This is a genomic window from Actinomyces capricornis, assembly GCF_019974135.1.
GTDB classification, from domain to species: domain Bacteria; phylum Actinomycetota; class Actinomycetes; order Actinomycetales; family Actinomycetaceae; genus Actinomyces; species Actinomyces capricornis.
This window is the reverse complement of sequence record NZ_AP025017.1, coordinates 694,827-714,200: the sequence shown is the minus strand read 5'-3', so window position 1 is coordinate 714,200 and position 19,374 is coordinate 694,827. Positions and strand designations below refer to the sequence as shown.

The 19,374-nt window shown below is 72.0% G+C and carries 14 protein-coding genes and 3 tRNA genes; 15 read left to right on the top strand and 2 right to left on the bottom strand.

The genetic code is table 11. From position 1 onward, the window contains the following. Positions 1 to 234: 234 nt before the first annotated feature. The 8 genes from MANAM107_RS02870 to MANAM107_RS02835 all read left to right on the top strand — a co-directional run bounded on the left by MANAM107_RS02870 (position 235) and on the right by MANAM107_RS02835 (position 13,698). Positions 235 to 5,565: a DUF7927 domain-containing protein gene (locus tag MANAM107_RS02870; RefSeq protein WP_223910859.1), complete on the top strand. Its 5,331-nt coding sequence runs from the start codon at positions 235 to 237 to the stop codon at positions 5,563 to 5,565. 381 nt (positions 5,566 to 5,946) lie between these two features. Next, the gene (locus MANAM107_RS02865) at positions 5,947 to 7,431 is read left to right on the top strand and encodes an FAD-dependent oxidoreductase (RefSeq protein ID WP_223910855.1); all 1,485 of its coding nucleotides are present in this window, start codon (positions 5,947 to 5,949) and stop codon (positions 7,429 to 7,431) included. Positions 7,432 to 7,580: 149 nt separating this feature from the next. Further along, entirely contained in the window at positions 7,581 to 8,705 is a 1,125-nt protein-coding gene (ald, locus tag MANAM107_RS02860; protein WP_223910852.1) for an alanine dehydrogenase, read from the top strand. 129 nt (positions 8,706 to 8,834) lie between these two features. Beyond that, on the top strand, positions 8,835 to 9,698 hold the full coding sequence (gene htpX / locus MANAM107_RS02855; RefSeq protein ID WP_223910849.1) for a zinc metalloprotease HtpX: 864 nt from the start codon (positions 8,835 to 8,837) through the stop codon (positions 9,696 to 9,698). Positions 9,699 to 9,803: 105 nt separating this feature from the next. Continuing rightward, complete coding sequence (locus tag MANAM107_RS02850; RefSeq protein WP_223912802.1) at positions 9,804 to 10,313, top strand: P-loop nucleotide/nucleoside kinase family protein; 510 nt, start codon at positions 9,804 to 9,806, stop codon at positions 10,311 to 10,313. A 5-nt stretch (positions 10,314 to 10,318) separates the two neighbouring features. Further along, positions 10,319 to 11,611, top strand: a complete 1,293-nt coding sequence (locus MANAM107_RS02845; protein ID WP_223912798.1) for a phosphotransferase — start codon at positions 10,319 to 10,321, stop codon at positions 11,609 to 11,611. A gap of 195 nt (positions 11,612 to 11,806) precedes the next feature. Then, a complete protein-coding gene (locus MANAM107_RS02840; RefSeq protein ID WP_223910846.1) occupies positions 11,807 to 13,066 on the top strand; it encodes a sensor histidine kinase in 1,260 nt (419 codons plus the stop codon). Next, positions 13,054 to 13,698, top strand: coding sequence for a response regulator transcription factor (locus MANAM107_RS02835; protein ID WP_223910843.1), 645 nt, complete (start codon positions 13,054 to 13,056; stop codon positions 13,696 to 13,698). Before MANAM107_RS02840 ends, MANAM107_RS02835 begins: the two co-directional genes overlap by 13 nt. A gap of 21 nt (positions 13,699 to 13,719) precedes the next feature. Here the strand turns inward: MANAM107_RS02835 and MANAM107_RS02830 are convergent, their stop codons facing one another. Beyond that, a complete protein-coding gene (locus MANAM107_RS02830; protein WP_179900712.1) occupies positions 13,720 to 14,217 on the bottom strand; it encodes a YajQ family cyclic di-GMP-binding protein in 498 nt (165 codons plus the stop codon). 231 nt (positions 14,218 to 14,448) lie between these two features. Here MANAM107_RS02830 and MANAM107_RS02825 point away from each other — a divergent pair. The 6 genes from MANAM107_RS02825 to MANAM107_RS02800 all read left to right on the top strand — a co-directional run bounded on the left by MANAM107_RS02825 (position 14,449) and on the right by MANAM107_RS02800 (position 17,574). Beyond that, a tRNA-Tyr gene (locus MANAM107_RS02825) sits at positions 14,449 to 14,533 on the top strand. Between the two features lie 111 nt (positions 14,534 to 14,644). After that, a tRNA-Thr gene (locus tag MANAM107_RS02820) sits at positions 14,645 to 14,717 on the top strand. Between the two features lie 38 nt (positions 14,718 to 14,755). Continuing rightward, positions 14,756 to 14,829 (top strand) — tRNA-Met (locus MANAM107_RS02815). A gap of 60 nt (positions 14,830 to 14,889) precedes the next feature. Then, positions 14,890 to 15,060 (top strand): 50S ribosomal protein L33, encoded by a 171-nt coding sequence (gene rpmG / locus MANAM107_RS02810; protein WP_179900713.1) that lies wholly within the window; start codon positions 14,890 to 14,892, stop codon positions 15,058 to 15,060. A 208-nt stretch (positions 15,061 to 15,268) separates the two neighbouring features. After that, the gene (locus MANAM107_RS02805; RefSeq protein WP_223910840.1) at positions 15,269 to 16,261 is read left to right on the top strand and encodes a MaoC/PaaZ C-terminal domain-containing protein; all 993 of its coding nucleotides are present in this window, start codon (positions 15,269 to 15,271) and stop codon (positions 16,259 to 16,261) included. Between the two features lie 509 nt (positions 16,262 to 16,770). Next, positions 16,771 to 17,574, top strand: coding sequence for a MarR family winged helix-turn-helix transcriptional regulator (locus tag MANAM107_RS02800; RefSeq protein WP_223910837.1), 804 nt, complete (start codon positions 16,771 to 16,773; stop codon positions 17,572 to 17,574). Positions 17,575 to 17,629: 55 nt separating this feature from the next. Here the strand turns inward: MANAM107_RS02800 and MANAM107_RS02795 are convergent, their stop codons facing one another. Beyond that, positions 17,630 to 18,274 carry a nucleoside triphosphate pyrophosphatase gene (locus MANAM107_RS02795; protein WP_223910834.1) on the bottom strand — a complete coding sequence of 215 codons (645 nt, stop codon included), beginning with the start codon at positions 18,272 to 18,274 and terminating at the stop codon, positions 17,630 to 17,632. A 149-nt stretch (positions 18,275 to 18,423) separates the two neighbouring features. Here MANAM107_RS02795 and MANAM107_RS02790 point away from each other — a divergent pair, with 149 nt between their 5' ends. Beyond that, on the top strand, positions 18,424 to 19,326 hold the full coding sequence (locus tag MANAM107_RS02790) for a biotin--[acetyl-CoA-carboxylase] ligase (RefSeq protein ID WP_223910831.1): 903 nt from the start codon (positions 18,424 to 18,426) through the stop codon (positions 19,324 to 19,326). Positions 19,327 to 19,374: the final 48 nt, after the last annotated feature.

The window sequence follows — 19,374 nt, the reverse complement described above, 5'->3', positions numbered from 1 at the left end:
TGTGGTGGTGGCAACGAAGAATAGCCACGGCCATGTTTATTCTGTCGGGACCTGTGTGCTGCCCGCCCCTGTTCAGGGTGGGGGTGCGTGGGTCAACGCCGGCACGGTGGTCGCCCCGGTCCTCCCCGACCCCACCATGACCACCGCCGTCCCACGATGCGACCTGTCCCCTCGGGCGCAGATGAAGGAGTAGAGATGAAGCAACGAGGAGCATGGCGAGGCTGGGCCCGCTCCGTGACCGCGGCAGCATGCGCCAGCGCCCTGTTCCTGGGGCTGGGAGCCACTGCCTCGGCAGCCCCGCACCAGGCCGTCCCCGCGGCCGCTCGGCACGGCATCGCCCCCGCCGCGCTCACCGCCAATGACCTGTCCCTGACGGTCACGGTGAGCGAGGACGGGACGGCCGACTTCTCCGCGGATGACACTCCCGGAAACGACTCCGGGTCCAAGAACGGCATCGTGCGGGTCAACGACACCGTCACCTACGCCCTGGAGTACGTGGTCAGGTCCGCCACCGCCGACAACCTCACCTTCAGCGTCACCCTGCCCAAGGGCATGGAGGTTGTCGAGCTGCCCGGCTACTGCACCGGAGCCGGCAGCTCGGTCTCGCCCAAGACCGCCGGCGCCGCGAGCCTGCCCCTGAAGGCCAACTCCCTCGATGAGCTCAGCTCCCAGACCGTGACCTGCAACGTCGGTACCAAGGAGGCCGCCACCGACAAGGTCTACCTCACCGCTAAGGTCTCCAACCTGGTCCCCAACGGCCAGGCCCTGACCCTGACGGCGGCGAGTGTCACCGCTGACGGCCTGGCCGCCCCCGTGCCGGCCACCAGCCTGCCCAGTGTCACCGCCTCCTCGCGGCTGAAGTGGGATGTATCCAAGAACTCCATCGCCCCCAATGCCAACGGCGGCTACGTCTACGGCCCGGCCTACTCCCCGTGCCCCTGGGACAAGAGCACCGGCTGCTTCATCACCGGCTACACCGTGCAGGTCTCCTCCCTGGACCGCGGCAAGGGCGCCATGCCGGCCACCGGTGACATCACCGTCACCGACGACCTCAGCTTCGAGGGGCTCTACCCCCAGCTCAGCCCCGAGCAGATCAACCAGCTCAAGGCCGATCCGGAGAAGTACGGCTCGCGCGCCTACCCCTCCGTGCGTAACTACCTGGCACCGGGATCCAAGGTGGGCATCACCGAGAACGGTGTCGCGCTGACGGCCACCAATGCGGTGCCCGACTCCGGCACCCTGGTCCTCGACCAGCCCGGCGGCCCGGGCACGCCCGTGACCATGACGATCAAGAACCCGGACACCTCCCTGCGCACGGTGCCCACACAGGCCGCCCGGCCCGCGGGCACCGCCCTGCCCGCCGATCGGGCCTACGCGGTGGCCCTGGCCTTCGACGTCTACACCCCCGCCGCCGTGGTCAAGGACTTCGGCCTCGCAGACGCCAGTGGCACCAGCTGGACCTTGCCCACCGAGAACCGGTTTAAGGATCTGGACATCACTGGACTGGCGCCCACGGACAAGCAGGCCACCAGCGACCAGCCGGAGTGGAACGACTCGCGCAGGACCAACCCCAACGTGTCGGTGGGCGGGGCCTTCACCAAGTACTTCGCGGGAGTGCCCGGCGCCCCCGGCAACATGACGCCCACGGAGTTCGTGCCCGGTGACAGGTGGCTCGCCGAGGGCCCCGTCGGCGGGGCCACCGAGCGCTCGGGCGGGATCACGGCCGCCCCCGGACAGGAGATCCTCTCCCTGCTGTACACGCGCGGGTCCAACCCGCTGCTGCCCACCCCCATCAGCACCGTCATGTGCGACGCGTGGGACAACACCAAGCTGCACCTCAAGGCCAAGGACTACCCGGCCTCCACGACCGCCGGCGGTCAGAGCCTGCCCTCGGGCGGCAGCGCCGTGTGGGTCTCGGGCTACAACAACCTCGCCAATGAGGCGGGCACGGATGCACGGGACGCGGTCCCCGGCGACCAAGTCCCCGCCATCAAGGTCCAGTACTCCGCCATGCCCGGCGCCACCGGGGAGACTTCGCGCTGTGGTGAGGAGCAGGGGCCCTGGTACGACGACCCCGCCCAGGTGCCGGGCAACGACCCCGCCCGCGCGGCCGAGGGCGTCTACACCGGCGTGGCGCGCGTGCGCGTGCACACGGTGCTGCCCGAGCCCGTGGGCGCCTTCCCCGCCTTCGCCACGGGATTCAGGATGCAGGTGGCCATCGGCCTGGAGGTCGCCGACAGCGGTGAGCCGGCCGGCACGCCCCTGCCCAACTGGGCGGCCTTCAAGCGGGTCATCGGCAGTCAGACGGACCTGCCCGGCGTCATCAGCGCCAAGGACCACTGGAATCAGTCGACCTACGACCCCACGACCCATGTCGGGATCAGGGGCGACCGCCTGCTGCTGGCCGACGTCCAGGCGCGCATCGACAAGACCGTGCGCAAGGGCGACAGTGGCGACTTCAGCAAGACCCCGCCCAGTGTCACCGGCTACGACACGGTCCAGTACCAGCTCAAGCCCTCCCTGTCCTCGGCGGTCTCCGTGCCCGGGCAGACCAAGGAGCTGTGGGTGGAGGACTGCCTGCCCGACTCGCAGGACTACACCTCCGCCTCCGTGGAGCCGGCCCTGGTGAGCAAGGGCTCCACCCCCGACGACGCCAAGCGGCCCGCCTGCTCCCCAGGCCAGACCTACATCCGCTGGGTCATCCCCTCCCAGGAGGTCAACGCCGCCATCGAGCCCATCATCCTGACCGCCGAGGTCTCCCCGACGGCCCGTGATGGGGTGCACACCAACAGGGTCCAGGTCTGGGCCCAGGGCGACGCCTCCACCCCCGCGCAGCGCACCTCCGCCGCCGACGTCCAGATCTCCAACATCGCCGGCGTCAAGCTGGAGAAGGTGGCGCTGACCCCGGTGGTCCAGGTCAACCGGGAGGGCCAGGCCACCGATGAGCTCAACAAGTGGCGCATCCGGCTGACCAACACCCTGCCCGGCTCGGATGCCACGAAGGTCGAGGACCCCGAGATCATCGACGTCCTGCCGCGCAATGGTGTGGGGGACACCGACTTCACCGGCGCCTTCACCTTCGTCGAGGCCGAGGTCCTCAAGGGGGCGGGGGTGACCATCCAGTACACCAGTGCCGCCCAGGTCGCCGTCGATCCGAAGGACCCGACCAATGGGGCCAACGGGACGACCGCCTGGTGTGACGCCCCGGCAGGCGGAGCCGTGGTGACCGGGACGGGCGTCTGCCCCGCCTCGGCCGCCGAGGTCACCGCGGTGCGCGTGCGCCAGCCCGGCGTCATGGCCTCGCGCTCGGTCATCGAGCTCGACCTGTCGATGCGGGGAGTGGGCGACTCCGGTGGGGACAGCTTCGTCAACACCGTGGCCGCCGCGGCCACAGGACTGGAGAACACGGTCGGCCCGCTGTCCCGCCCCGAGCGCGCCATCGCCTCCTCCATCGGCGACCGCTTCTGGGTCGATGAGAACGGCAACGGCATCCAGGACTCCGGCGAGCGCGGGGTGAGCGATGCGGAGGTGGCCCTCACCGGCGTCGATGACCTGGGCAATCCCGTCAAGCTCAGCACTCGCACCGACTCGGCGGGCAACTACGCCTTCACCGGGCTGCGGTCCTCCGACGCCAAGGGCTACACGGTGGCCTTCACCATCCCCCAGGCCCTGAAGGATCAGGGGTACGAGTTCACCGCCACCACGACCGGGGACGACCGCGAGCTCGACTCCGATGCCGATGGCCAGGGCGTGGCCGCCGCGGTGGTCATGCCTGCCGGCACGGACATCGCCCATGTGGACGCCGGCATCGTCAGGCCCTCGATCGCTCTGGTCAAGGCGGCTGACGTCACCGAGGTCGCGGCCGGTGAGGTGGTCACCTACACCTTCACCGCCACCAACGACGGCCATGCCATCCTCAGTGGTGTGACTCTGAGCGAGGACTCCTTCACCAACGCCCAGGGCCAGAGGATCGCCCTTGATGCGGCCCCCGCCCTCCAGGCCGACCAGTCGACTGGTACGCCCGACCAGCTGGCCCCCGGCCAGACCCTGGTGTGGACGGCCCGCTACACGGTCAAGGCCGAGGATCTGGAGGCCGGTAAGAGCGTGGTCAATGCCGCCTCGGTCACGGGCACCTCGCCGCGCGGAACCGAGGTCAAGGCCGGCGACGATGAGTCCGTGAGCCCCAAGGGCACGGCCTCCTTCGAGTTCTCCAAGACCGCCGACCCCGCCACGGGCGGCAAGGTGGCAGCGGGGGACAAGATCTCCTACACCGTGACTGTCCGCAGCCGCGGGGACCTGCCCGTGCGCGCAGCGCGGATCAGTGATGACCTGTCCAAGGTGCTCGACGACGCCGTCTACAACAGCGACGTCCAGGCCACCTCGGGGGACGCCTCCATCGAGAACGGCCGCCTGTCGTGGACCGGCGACCTGGCCAAGGACCAGGAGGTGACCATCACCTACTCGGTGACCGTCAAGGAGGGCGGTGACGCCGCCCTGACCAACACGGCGACCACCGATGATGATCGCGGAGCCTGTGATGATGCCGTGGGCTGCACCACGGAGCACACGCTGACGCCGGCGGCCTTCGTGCTGTCCAAGACGGCGGATCCGGCCTCGGGCAGTGAGGTCGCCATCGGTGGGACGATCACGTACACGCTCACGGTGCGCCACGCCGGCGGCGGCGCGGTGGCCGGGGCCGCGATCAGTGATGACCTGTCCAAGGTGCTCGACGACGCCGACTACAACGGCGACGTCCGGGCCACCTCGGGGGACGCCTCCATCGAGAACGACCGCCTGTCGTGGACCGGCGACCTGGCCAAGGACCAGGAGGTGACCATCACCTACTCGGTGACCGTCAAGGAGGGCGGCAACAAGGCGCTGAGCAACACCGCAACCACCACCGACAAGCGCGGCAGGTGTGATGACGCGGTGGGCTGCGCCACGGAGCACACGGTGGCCGCGCCGCCGAAGCCGGAGCCCTCGCCGAGCCCGACGCAGGAGCCCACCCAGGCGCCCACCGTGGCCCCGAGCCAGGGGTCTACCGAGGCCCCGAGCCAGGAGCCGAGTCAGGGGCCTAGTCAGGAGCCTACCGAGGCCCCGAGCCAGGGGCCTACCGAGGCCCCGAGCCAGGAGCCTACCGAGGCCCCGAGCCAGGAGCCGAGTGGCGGCGCCACGGAGAGCCCCACGGCTGCCCCCTCGCAGGCCCCCTCGGCCACGCCGACGGCGGATGCCAGTGCGGACGCCGGGGACAAGCCCACCGGCACTCCGAGTCCCGACCCCAGCCAGGACCCGACGTCGGACCCGAGCGCGGATCCGACGAGCCCGGCCCCCGACGGGGAGGCCTCCGGTGACCCGGGCACGGCCCCGGGCGGGCCGGAGGGCCCCGGATCGCAGGGCCCGGCAGCTCCCGGCCAGGCGGGCGACCCCGCCTCCTCGGCGGTCCCGGCCCCCGGCAGTGGCCCGCTGGCCAGTACCGGAGCCGCCGTCCTGGGAACCCTCCTCATGGCGGGACTGGCCCTCATCGCCGGCGCCGCGCTGCTGCGGGCGCGCCGTCGGGAGGACTGAGCCCGAGCGCATGAGCGCCTGAGGGGGCGGGGCTGCTGGCGCGGCCTCGCCCCCTCGGTGCTGCTCGGTGCTGCACGCGCCCATGCGGCTGAGCCCTCTGCTGCGAGCCCCGGTGCCGCTCATGCCCCGGTGCTGCCGGCCCTCGGTGCGCCCTCGTGCCGCCCCTTCCAACGCTGCCCTCGGCGCTGCCGGCTTGCGTCCGGGGCTCCCGGTGCCGGGGTGGAGTGACGCGGTTCAAACCGGGTTCCGGCCCATGCGGGCTGGGTTGTGGGCCGGTGAGTCCATAGACTGTGCCCGGCCCATCGCAGACGCTGGACTCCGCCGAGCGGAGTCAGCCCGTGCTGGGCCATCGTGCTACCCCACCCGTCAGGAACGAGAACAGTGAACACCCGCCCGCTCTCCGTTGCCGTCGTCGGCGCCGGCCCCGCCGGAATCTACGCCGCAGACATCCTGTCCAAGTCCGGCCTGGACGTGAGCATCGACCTGTTCGAGCGCCTGCCCGCCCCCTACGGCCTGGTGCGCTACGGGGTGGCCCCCGATCACCCGCGCATCAAGCAGATCATCGTCGCCCTGTACAAGATCCTCCAGCGCGGTGACATCCGCCTGGTCGGCAATGTCGAGGTCGGCCGCGACATCAGCGTGGCCGAGCTCCAGGAGCACTACGACGCCCTGGTCTTCTCCACCGGCGCCGACACCGACGCCCCCCTGGACATCCCCGGCCTCGAGGCTCCCGAGTGCTATGGGGGCGCCGATTTCGTCTCCTGGTACGACGGGCACCCCGACCACCCGCGCACCTGGGACCTGAGCGCCAAGGAGGTGGCCGTCATCGGTGTGGGCAATGTGGCCCTGGACATCGCCCGGGTCCTGGCCAAGCACTCCGCCGACCTCATGACCACCGAGATCCCCGCCAATGTCGCCCAGGCCCTGGCGGCCTCCCCGGTCACCGACGTCCACGTCTTCGGGCGCCGCGGCCCCGCCCAGGTCAAGTTCACCCCCCTGGAGCTGCGCGAGCTGGGCAAGCAGCCCGACGTCGACGTCATCGTCTACGAGGAGGACTTCGAGTACGACGAGGGCTCCCAGGCCGCGCTGGCCGCCTCCAACCAGCAGCGCCAGGTGGTCAAGGCCCTGGAGGGCTACGCCATGCAGGAGCCCGAGGACCTCACCGCCTCCCGCCGCATCCACATCCACCTGTTCGCCGCCCCCGCCGAGGTCCTCACCGATGAGGAGGGCCACGTCGTGGGCCTGCGCACCGAGCGCACCCGCCTGACCGGCGACGGCGGCGTCACCGGCACGGGGCAGATGCGCGACTGGCCGGTCCAGGCCGTCTACCGCGCCGTGGGCTACGCGGGCAGCCCGATCCCCGGCCTGCCCTTCGACGAGGCCGGCCATGTGCTGCCCAACGAGGGCGGGCGCGTGCTGGGGGAGGACGGCAGGCCCCTGACCGGCATCTACGCCACCGGCTGGATCCGGCGCGGCCCGATCGGCCTCATCGGCTCCACCAAGTCCGATGCCCAGGAGACCATCACCAACCTGGTCGCCGACGCCGAGGCGGGGCTGCTGCACGCCGGCGCCGAGGACTCCCAGGTCGGTCACGAGGCCGTCATGGCACTGCTGACCGAGCGGGGCGTGCCCTTCACCACCTGGCAGGGCTGGGAGCTCCTGGACGCCTACGAGCGCGAGCTCGGCCAGGACCATGGGCCGGTGGAGGTCTCCAACGGCGAGGCCAGGGACCGCGAGCGGGTCAAGGTGGTCTCCCGTGAGGCCATGACCGCCATCTCCCGCTCCACCTCCGTGCCCGAGGACCTCATCGGCCAGCCCGAGGCCGACCGCGTGCCCGAGCGCGTGGCCCACCGCCTCCAGGACTGAGCCTCGGGCGCCGCTGCGCCCGCCATGCACGGTGCCCGTCGCAGACACGACGGCGGGCACCGCCACGGGCCCCGCCGTAGAATGATGGGCCTGTCCGGTGGCCGCAGGCCGCGCCCACCGCTCGTCCAGAACCCGCAGAGAGGCACTTCATGAGAATCGGCGTTCCCACCGAGATCAAGGACAACGAGTTCCGCGTCGCCCTGACGCCGGCCGGTGTGGACGCCCTGGTGCGGCGCGGGCATGAGGTGAGCATCCAGGCCGGTGCGGGCCTGGGCAGTGGCATCACTGACGAGGCCTACCGCCGTGCCGGCGCGGTGCTCGTGGACGATGCGCACGCGCTGTGGGAGGGCTCCGAGCTCATCCTCAAGGTCAAGGAGCCCGTCGCCTCGGAGTACGGGCTCCTGCGGCCCGGGCTGGTGCTCTTCACCTATTTGCACCTGGCCGCCGACCGGTCCCTGACCGAGGAGCTCCTGGCCCGCGGCGTGACCTCCATCGCCTATGAGACCGTCCAGGACGACGAGGGCGGCCTGCCCCTGCTGGCCCCCATGTCGGAGATCGCCGGGCGCCTGGCCGCCCAGGTCGGGGCCGACTGCCTCCTGAGGCCCCACGGCGGCTCCGGGGTGCTCCTGGGCGGGGCGCCCGGGGTGCGGCGCGGCCGCGTCGTCGTTCTGGGCGGGGGCGTCGCGGGACTGCGGGCGGCCCAGGTCGCCGTCGGCATGGGGGCAGACACGGTCGTGTTCGACATCAGCGCCTCGCGCATGCGCTACATCGAGGAGGTCTCCGGCGGCGCCATCCGCACCCGGTACTCCACCCCACTGGATGTGGCCGAGGAGACCGCCAAGGCCGACCTCGTCATCGGCGCCGTCCTGGTGCCCGGGGCCCGGGCCCCGCGACTGGTGACCCGCGAGATGGTTCGGGCCATGCGCCCGGGCAGCGTCCTGGTGGACATCGCCATCGACCAGGGCGGGTGCTTCGAGGACTCCCGCCCCACCACCCACACCAACCCCACCTACGAGGTCGAGGGCACCACCTTCTACTGCGTGGCCAATATGCCCGGCGCCGTGCCCCACACCTCCACCTACGCCCTGACCAACGCCACCCTGCCCTATGTGCTGGAGCTGGCCGACTCCGGCTGGAGGCGGGCATGCGCCGCCCGGGGGGACCTGGCCCGCGGCCTGAGCACGCATGAGGGTGCCCTCTACACCCCGGGTGTGGGGGAGGAGCTGGGGATCGAGGCCGCCGACGTCGTCGAGCTGCTGGAGCGCCAGGGCTGAGGGCCGCTGCTGTGGCGGGCACTGAGGCGGCGCAGGGGCGATGCGGGGCCTCCGAGGGCGGCTCCCGGGCAGGTGTACCGCACAGGTAGCATTAAGGGAACCTTCAACGAGTTTTGATAGGATCGTCCCATGACCGGGACGAATCATCACAACGGGCTCAAGACCGCCATCCTCATGGGAGGGCTGTGGGGCCTGCTGCTCCTCTTCGGCTGGCTGCTGGCCCGGGGGACGGGCTCCAGCATCTGGCTGTTCATCATGCCGCTCATCGGCGTGGCCCAGACCGCCTACACCTACTGGAACTCCGACAAGCTGGCGGTGCGCTCCATGGGCGCCATCGAGGTCAGCCAGGCCCAGCAGCCCGCCATGCATGCCATCGTGCGCGAGCTCTCCGAGCGCGCCGGCCAGCCCATGCCCCGGCTGTACGTGGCCCCCACGATGAGCCCCAACGCCTTCGCCACCGGCCGCGACCCCCAGCACGCCGCCGTGTGCTGCACCCAGGGGATCCTCCAGCTCCTCAACGAGCGCGAGCTGCGCGGGGTGCTGGGCCACGAGCTCTCCCACGTCTACAACCGCGACATCCTCACCGGCTCGGTGGCCGCCGGGATCGCCGGCATCATCTCCTCGGTGTCCATGATCGCCCTGTGGTTCGGGGGCGGGCGGGACAGGCGCGAGGGCAATCCGATCGCCGTCCTCCTCCTGGCACTCCTGGCGCCCCTGGCGGCCTCCCTCACCCAGTTCGCCATCTCGCGGACCCGGGAGTACGACGCCGATGAGGACGGCGCCGCCCTCACCCAGGACCCCCTGGCGCTGGCCAGTGCGCTGAGCAAGCTGGAGTCCGGGGTCTCCCGGGTCCCCATGGCCCAGGACCCGAGGGTCGAGCCGGTCTCGGCCATGATGATCGCCAACCCCTTCGGCTCGATCCGCAGCCTCTTCGCCACCCACCCGCCCATGAGCCAGCGCATCGCCCGCCTGGAGAAGATGGCCGGGTACTGATGACGGCGGTGTCCGGTGCGTCCGCATATCCCCGTGACCAACCCCGCTGCGCCGCTCGATGCCGGTCAGGCGCGAGGCGGCCCGCTCCGCCCGTGCCTCGTCGTCATCGGTGGCCTGCCCGGCGTCGGCAAGACCACGGTGTGCCGGGAGGTCCTGGGCCTGCGGCCCATGACCTGGCTGCGGATCGACTCCATCGAGCAGGCCCTGCGCGAGAGCGGCGAGATGCGTCCCGGTACGCCCGGCGGCGCCGGGTACGCCGCGGCCGCAGCGGTGTCCCGAGATGTTCTGGCCACTGGCGGGGATGTGCTGGCCGAATGCGTCAACCCCATGCCTCTTACCCGGCGCCTGTGGGAGGCGACTGCTGGTGACCTCGGGTGCGCCTTCCTCGGCGTTGAGCTGGTCTGCTCAGATGCGGGTGAGCACCGCCGCCGTGTGGAGGGGCGCGCCAGCGACATCAAGGGACTGGTGCTGCCCGATTGGCGGGAGGTCCGCACCCGCGACTACGAGCCCTGGCCCGAGGCGGGCCTGAGGCTGGACACCGCGCGCCTGCCCCCCGCGGGCGCTGCGGGTCGCATCATTCGCGCCTTGTCGACCCTGCTCGGGGCAGGGCCGTGAGCGCGATGGCGCCGCCTGGTGCGCTCGGAGGAGGGAACGCGGACCTGGGCGGGCGGATCCGAGCCGCGGCGCAGGCCGGTGAACTGCGCGGCATCCCCAGCGGTGGGGCCCGCGTGGAGGCACTCGGCCGAGGGGAGAGTTACGCCGCCTGGCTGGTGCGCAGCGGGGGCCGGGCGCGGGTGGTGCGCGTGCAGCGACGCGCCACCGCCGACATGCCCCGGCCCATGGCTGCCGAGTTCGCGGCGCTTGGGCGCATCCCGCCCGAGCTCGGCACCAGGGCCATCGCCATGGAGCCGGGCCCCGACAGCCCCCTGGGCGCCCCCTACATGGTGACCACCCACGTGCCCGGGCGGGTCCTGCCGCCCCGGGACTGGGGGCCGCCCCTGCTCGCGGCGCTCGCCGGTCAGCTCGCCCGGCTCCACCTCGCCCTGGTCGGGACGGCCGGGGAGATGGTGGCCGAGGCGCTGGGCGAGGCGGTCGGTGAGAAGGGTCTGGGAGGGGGCGCTGCGCCGTCGTCGGCCACCGCCTGCGACAGGACCCCGGTGGCCATGATGCCGACGACGGTGGCCCCCGCCAGCGCGCAGGGGGATGAGGTACTGGCCTGGTGGCGGGGGAGTGCCCCGTGGACCCTGGAGCACCCCCTGGTGGCCCCGCTGCTGGGGGCCTGGCGCGAGGCGCTGACGCGCCACGATCCGGCCTTCCGGGAGGCCCCCGTCCACCCCCTCATCCATGGCGACGTGGTGCGCACCAACGTCGTGGTCTGCGAGGGCGTGCCGCGGCTCATCGACTTCGAGTGGGCCGGGCCCGGGGACGTGGCCAAGGACCTGGCGCTCATCGGCGGGCGGGTCAGTGGCGGGCCGTGGTACGTGCCCCTGGGGAGCCTGGATGTCCAGGCGCTGGTGGAGGAGTATGTGCGCGTCATGGCGGCCCAGGCGCCCCGGATGGGGTGTCGGGCGCCCGGGGCGGGGGGAGGGGCGGGCCCGGTGCGGTGGAGTCCGGGGCATGCCTCGGTCAGGGACGCGGCCTGCCTCCTGGCCCGGCGCGATGCCTATGAGCTCATCGACAGGATGGGCAACCTGCTGTACTGCCTGAGCCGAGGCGAGGCCACGGGCGATAGGGGCGTGCACGGGGCGGGAGCGCCCGAGGAGACCCCGGGCGGGGCCTCTCGGGTGGGGCAGGCGCATGGCGAGGCCGCGCGAGACGACGCCGCGCGAGAGGAGGCCGCGCGCTACGCCCGGTGGGCCGCGCAGATCGCCGCGGGCATGGCGGCCGCTCTCGCGCAGCCTCGCACGCCCTGATGAGGTTGTGGGCCGGGGACTGCCTGGGCGCAGTCGGGGCCTACCGAAGGCGTGCTCAGGCACTGCTTGGACAAGGGCCTGCTCGACTGCGGGCCCCAGCACGGTGTACCCGCCAGCGGTTGTCGGGCTGGCCCGACAACCGCTTGGCCAGGTCGCCGGGCTGCCAGCGGGGGAGCGCGCGATGAGAATTGAGCCATGAACCTCCTCCGCTCCTGGTCCCGCCGCCTGCCGCAGGCCCGCAGGGACGCCGCCTACCTCCTACTGGCCTGGCCCGTCCACCTGATGGCCTTCTGCCTCGTGGTCCCCCTCACCTCACTGGGCATCGGCACGATCGTCATCTGGGTGGGCCTGCCCATCCTGGTGATGACCCTCCTGTTCACCGGCGGCTTCGCGGACATGGCCCGCCGGGCGGCCAGCGCCGTCGACGGCTCCGCCCCCGTTCCCGCCCACTACCTCCCCGTGCCGCAGGGCGCCAGCACCATCCGGGGCCTCCTGCACCCCCTCAAGGACCCCCAGCGGTGGATGGACCTGCTGTGGATCGTGGTCTCCTTCCCGGTCTCCCTGGCCCTGTGGTCCCTGACGGTGATATGGCTCTCCGTTGCCGTGGGCGGCCTGCTGGCGCCGATCGTCGAGGTCGTCCCGGAACTGATCGTCCCCGAGAGCAATCAGGGCTGGGCCGAGCTGCTGGGACTGCCGTACCCCCTCCTGTGGAACATCGTCGTCGACCTCATCATCGCAGTCCTCTTCCTGGCCGCCGCACCCGCCGTCCTGCGGGGCCTGGCAGCCGTGCACAGCGGACTGACCCGCCTCATGCTCTCCTGGCGCGGTGAGGTGGGACGCCTGGAGACCTCCCGGGCCGCCGTCCAGCGCGCCGAGTCCGACACCCGCCGCCGCTTGGAGCGCGACATCCACGACGGCCCCCAGCAGCGCCTCGTGCGCCTGACGATGGACCTGGCGCGCGCCAAGCGCCAGGCGGGCAAGGACCCGCAGGCCACCACCCAGATCCTCCAGGAGGCCATGGGCCAGGCCCAGGCCACCCTCGACGAGCTGCGCCACCTTTCGCGCGGCATCGCCCCGCCGATCCTGGTGGACCGCGGCCTGGGCGCCGCGATCTCGGAGGCCGCTACGCTCTCATCCGTGCCCGTCACCGTCAGCGCCGACCTGCCCGACCTGCCCGACCACGCCGCCCAGGCCGCCTACTTCGTCATCAGCGAGGCCCTGGCCAACGTCAACAAGCACTCCGGGGCCACGCGCGCCCACGTGGGCGCCGCCGTGCGCGACGGCCTCCTTCACGCCTGGGTGGAGGACAACGGCATGGGCGGGGCCTCGCCGGCCAAGGGCCACGGCCTGTCCGGACTGGCCGAGCGCCTGGCCGGCGTGGATGGGCGCCTGACGCTCACCTCCCCGCAGGGCGGCCCCACTCGCGTGGAGGTGGTGATCCCGTGCGCGTCCTGATCGCCGACGACTCCGTCCTGCTGCGCCAGGGGCTCGCCCTCATCCTGGCCGAGGGCGGCCACGAGGTCGTCGCCGACGTCGGGGACGGCCCGGCCTTGGTGGCCCAGGCCCTGGAGCTGCGCCCTGAGATCGTCATCGCCGATATCCGCATGCCGCCCTCGCACACCGACGAGGGCCTCAGGGCCGCCGCCGCCATACGCGCCCAATGGCCCCAGGCCCCCATCCTCCTGCTCAGCCAGTACGTGGTGGCCGGCTACCTGCCCGAGCTCATGGCCGACGGCGGGGGAGCACTGGGCTACCTGCTCAAGGACCGGGTCAGTCATATCGACACCTTCCTGGAGGCCGTCGAGCGCGTGGCGCGCGGCGAGCTCGTGCTCGACCCCGACGTCGTGGCCCAGGTGATGCAGCGAGGACGGCGAGACGACCCCGTGGAGCGCCTCACCCCGCGTGAGAGGGAGGTGCTCGGCCTCATGGCCGAGGGCCACACCAACGCCGCGATCGCCGAGCGCCTGGTGGTCACCGAGGGGGCCGTGGAGAAGCACACCCAGCGGATCTTCGCCAAACTCGGGCTGCTGCCCGACTCCGCCGTCCACCGCCGCGTCAAGGCCGTCCTGACGATCCTGTCCTCGTGAGGCCAGGCGGCCGTGCGGCCCTCAGCGGTAGTTGACGAACTGGAGGGCCGCGTCGACGTCGAGGTCCTTGAGCAGGGCGATGACCGCCTGGAGGTCGTCGCGCGACTTGGAGGACACGCGCACCTCGTCCCCCTGGATCGTGGCCTTGACGCCCTTGGGGCCCTGCTCGCGGATCGCCTTGGTGACCTGCTTGGCCACCTCCTGGGTCAGGCCCTCGCGCAGGGGGCAGGCCAGGCGGTAGATCTTCCCGCTGGGCCGGGGCTCCTTGTCGCCCAGGTCCAGGGCCTTGAGGGAGACCCCGCGGCGGAAGAGCTTGGACTCCAGGACGTCCAGGATCGCCAGGACCCGCTCGGGGCTGTTGGCCTCCATGGTGATCGTGTCCCCCGACAGGGAGACCGCGGCATCCACTCCCCGGAAGTCGTAGCGCTGGGAGATCTCCTTGGCGCACTGGTTGACGGCGTTGTCCACCTCCTGGCGGTCCAGCCGGGAGACGACGTCGAAGGAGGAGTCGGATGCCATGGTGTGCCTCTCTGGTCGGTTCTGGTCAGGTGCGCCGGCCCCGTGGGTCGCGGCCCACGGGGGAGCGCCACCGGCTCGGGCGGGCCCGGCCGGCGCCGCCGGACGGCCCGATCCTCCCACGGATCACCCCTGTGAGCAGGGTCCTACGGAGGGGATTGGCGCCCCAGCTGAGGACTTGCTATTCTTCCACGGCACCAAGCGGAGGCCCTGCCGGGCCCCGTGCGGAGCGAAGGCGGGTTGCCCGAGCGGCCAATGGGAGCTGACTGTAAATCAGCCGCGGAATGCTACGGGGGTTCGAATCCCTCACCCGCCACCATGATCACCCCGGTGATCAGATCCGCCTCCGGGCGGAGGCCCGCAATGAGAGGGAGGCCACGGGCGGTCGGATTGCCAAGGCGATCCGGATCTGCCTAGGATTCCGCTCGTTGCCCCGATAGCTCAGTAGGCAGAGCGTCTCCATGGTAAGGAGAAGGTCAAGGGTTCGATTCCCTTTCGGGGCTCTCACAGCGGGGGCCAATGGCCCCCATTGTGTTCCTATGGCGAGGTAGCTCAGCTGGTTAGAGCGCACGACTCATAATCGTGAGGTCGAGGGTTCGAGTCCCTCCCCCGCTACGCAAGGTTCGAGTACAGCGCTTCCGACGCATGCTCGAGGATCGACACGAGGAGTCAAACGTGGCCAGCAAGTCCGCCGACGTTCGCCCCAAGATCACTCTGGCCTGCTCGGAGTGCAAGGAGCGCAACTACATCACCAAGAAGAACCGCCGTAACACCCCCGACCGCCTGGCCGTCTCGAAGTTCTGCGCCCGCTGCGGCAAGCACACCGAGCACCGCGAGACCCGCTGAGTCGGCCACCAGCCGATCGGCTGCCGCCCAGGGCGGACCTGCGAGCCCCGTCGACCATGCGTCGGCGGGGCTCCTTCATGCCCTCGCGCCCCTGCTGCACACCTTCGGATGGCGTGAGGACCGGATGGTGCGGGAGGGGCGGGGTCGATCCGCCGGGGTAGCACCGACGACGTGCAGCGGGAAGCGGGGAGGGCCTAGCATCGAGCGGGTGAGCCCCGAGCCCCCCAACGATGCGCGTGCCCAGGCGCTGGCCGCAGTGCTGCGACCCATCCTGCGCCGGGCGCGGGAACCGGCTCCACCACCGGCTCCACAGGCGGGCGCCGCCCCGCGCCCGCCGGACGGCAGCGCCGTCCCGCCGTCCGGGGCGAGCGGTGGCGCAGGGCAACAGCTGCAGGAACAGGGATTCGCCGAGACCGCCGGCTGGCGCGGCGCCGTGGGCATCCTGCCGGCTGTCCTGACCCTGGAGGAGCTGCAGCGCGTCATCGCGCCCTGGGACGGGCTCATCCACCGTTCATGCTCACAGCAGCTCCTGGCAGCGGCAGGTGGCCGGCGCCCTCCGCCAGTGGGCCGGGCCTCCTGGGAAGGCGCCCGCCTGATGGCGCCCGACGGCACGGGGACGATCGGCGTCCTGCCGAAGACCTCGGCGCTCTCGGAGGTCCCCGCGCCAGGAGACCGGCACCCCTCCACGCGCCCCACGGTCCGCACCGTGAAGCGCTCCGGGTGGGAGCTCATCCGCACCTGTTCCACGGTGCACGTCCTGGGCGCCGCCTGGGTGGTCCGCCACGAGCTCGCCCGCAGGCTCGATGCGGCCGGGCGTGCCGCCGACACCGACACCGCCGCCGCTCCTGAGGGGCCCGGGCGCCAGGAGCCCCGGCGCGGCGCATTCGAGCTGCGGCTGCGTCGGGACGACGTCGAGGCCTGGGCCCTCAGGAGCGGTGACCGCAATGCGCTCCACCTGTGCTGCGGGGCGGCGGCGCAGGCGGGACTCGATGTGGGCCGGCGGTCCGTCGTCGCCCACGGGCTCCTGCTCGGGGCCCTGTCCCTCGCCCTCGTGCCTGGGGACGGGGGGCCTGCCCACCACCTGCGGTTCCGGTTCACCGCCCCCCTTGAGGTTCCACCGGGGGAGGGCGCCCCCCTCCTGGTGGATCTGGGAGGTTCCTGTGTGAGCCAAAAGAATTGGCTTGTCCTTGCGCGTGTGTAGCGTGAGCAGCCCCTGTGCTTGAGTGCGACATCAACAGATAGGCAGCGGTGAAGAGCCTCGGGGTTGTTCCGGAGTGCGGTCGGCACCTGATCGTCCTTGGGGTGCGGCCATGAGGGTGCGCTCACCTGCACTGGAGCGGGTCGGCGATAGTGAGAAAGGTCAAAGAGGTCTGATGAGGTCGGCCTCCCGTCGGCGGGTGGCCGCCAGGCCCCTCCGCGTCGATGAGGGGCTGCTGGCGCCGGGAAGTGCGCAGGTCACGGAAGAGTGTCGGTGCGGCTGCCCCAATGACTGCCGTTCCGGGAGTCGTGACCATGATGGGATCATGTGCGGGGACGGCCCCCGCCATCCGCGCCGCCGTGTCCCACGGCACTTGCCGACCGCGACAAAGAACGCGACGATAGCCTTAGCAAGTGTTATAAATAGATCATGTGAGTTGTTCAATCCTGAACGACAAGCAGAAGGTGGCGAGTGGCCGTGGTGCACAGCCGTGGTCGGAAGGAGTTAAAGCGGTGAGCAGCGCCGAGAAGAAGACCGCTGAATCCGGCATCGAGGAGCCCGGTGGCGCGGCGACCGCCTGCGGGCAGGCTGTCATCGATCCCGCCCCTGCGCCCGGCCGCACAGCCGTCGACCCGGCCCGCACCCGTGGGCAGAACGTCGTCGATCCAACCCGGAGCTGCGGCCAGGAGGCCGTGCCGGCCAACACCTGCGGCCAGGAGGCCGTGCCGGCCAACACCTGCGGCCAGGAGGCCGTGCCGGCCAACACCTGCGGCCAGGAGGCGGTACCCGCCAAGGAGGAGGCCCCGACCGCCTGCGGCCAGGCCGTCGAACCGGCCCAGACCTGCGGGGATACGGCCCAGTACCGGCACCTCGACCCGCTGGAGATGGACTCCTGGCGCGCCTTCCTCGCCGCCTCCACCGCCGTGACCGCGCGCCTCAACCACGAGCTCGAAGCCGGCTGCGGCATCTCCATGCACGAGTACGAGATTCTCGTGCGCCTCTCCGAGGCCCCCCAGCACTCCATGCGCATGTCCACCCTCGCCGAGCACGTCTCCCACTCCCGCTCCCGCCTGACCCACACCGTCGGGCGCCTGGAGAAGGAGGGCTACGTGGTGCGGGTCTCCTGCGCCTCCGACAAGCGCGGCGTCAACTGCGAGCTGACCGAGGCCGGCCTGGCCTTCCTGCGGCAGGCCGCACCCGTCCACCTCGACGGCGTGCGCCGCCACGTCCTGGACCGCCTCAGCCGTGACGAGCTGGGCCTGCTCTCCCAGCTCATGAAGGTCATCTCCGCGGCCCCCGGCACCCAGGCCGCCTGAGCCCTCCACTCCGCCTCCATCGCCTGACTCGGCGGTGGAGGGGACTGGGGCCGCGTCAACCGCCCACGTCCGGATCGGTCGATGACGGAGCCCACAGGTCGGTCCAGGTCACCCCCAGCTGTGCCAGGAGCCGGCGCAGCAGCGGCAGGGAGAGGCCCACCACCCCGTGCGGGTCTCCCTCCACGCCCTCGATGAAGGCCCCGCCCAGGCCGTCGATCGTGAAGGCGCCCGCACACCACAGGGGCTCACCGGTGGCGATATAGGCCTCGATCTCCTCCAGGCCCGGCTCACCGAAGTGCACCACCGTCGAGCTCACGCCCTGCGCGCTGGCGCCATCGGCCGTGCGCACCAGGAAGTGGCCGGAGTGCAGCGTGCCGCTCCTGCCTCGCATGGACAGCCAGCGCTCGCGGGCCTGCTGGGCGCTGGCCGGCTTGCCCACCACGAGGCCGTCGATCTCCAGCATCGAGTCGCAGCCCACGACGACGCGGGCCTCCTGCGCGTGCGTGCGACCGGCGACCTCCAGGGCCTTGGCCCGGGCCAGCTCCTGGACCTGCTCGGCGGGCCCCGCCTCGGGAGCGCGCCGCCTGAGCGCCCCCAGCACGGCCTCCTCATCGACTGTCGAGACGCGGACGAGGGGCTCAACGCCGGCGGCGCGCAGCGTCGCCAGGCGGCCGGAGGACCGGGATGCCAGGAGGATCACGCCCCCACCCTAGCGGCCCGCTGGTACCCGGGACGGGGCCCATCCCGGGCGGTCCGCGCCGCGAGCCCACCGGGCGGGACGCGGCCAGGGCAGGCCCGCCCCATGCCCTATCCCGCCCTATCGCCGTCCTGTGGCGGTAGGGTCGTCGCATGAGCTGCACCACCTCCGCCGCGGACAGTGCGACGAGTGTCTTCTCCCCGCTGCGGGTCGTGCCCATGACCGGCTCCACCCAGGATGACCTGCGCGCCGACCTCACCGGGGCCAGGGCCGACCACTGGCCGCACTTCTCCGCCCTGCACGCACTGGGGCAGAGCGCCGGGCGCGGACGCTCGGGCAACACCTGGACCACCCCGGCCACCGGGGCGCTGACCGTCTCGGTCGTGCTGCGCCCGCTCGTGCCCGTCGATGCCCTGGCCTGGCTGCCGCTCCTGGCGGGCCTGGCCGTCCACGACGCGCTGGCCCCCCGCATCGACCCCCGGCGGTGGCGCCTGAGCACCAAATGGCCCAACGACGTCGTCGCCCTGCCCACCGCCCCCGCCGAGGACCCGGCCCCCGCGCCCCCCGAGGTCGAGGGCTGGGGCACCAGCCGCAAGCTCGCCGGCGTCCTGGCCGAACTGGTCCCCCTACCGGGGCTGCCCCTGCCCGATGGCCGGCCCCCCACGCGCGATCAGGCCCCCGCCATCGTCCTGGGCATCGGCGTCAACGTCCGTCAGAGCGTCGAGCAGCTGCCCGTCCCCTGGGCCGCCTCTCTGCGCACCCTGGGGGTGGAGGCCGAGCCCGAGGAGGTGCGCGAGGAAATCGGTGCCCGACTGCGCCAGCGCCTGGTCCAGTGGGAGGAGGTCGGTGGAGATCCGCGGTCCGCCGGTGGAGGGCTCGCCCAGCAGTTGCGCGAGGCCTGCGCCACCCTGGGCCAGCGGGTCAGCGTCCAGGCCCCCAGTGGCTGCGTGGAGGGCCTGGCCATCGACCTCGACCCGGGCCTGGTCCTGCGCACTGAGAGTGGGACGGTCGTCCTGCAGGCCGGGGATGTCAGGCTTGTGCGCGGTCGTTCCTGAGCCCCGTGTTTCACGGAGTGAATCCTCAACGAGCGCTTGCGTGTGACC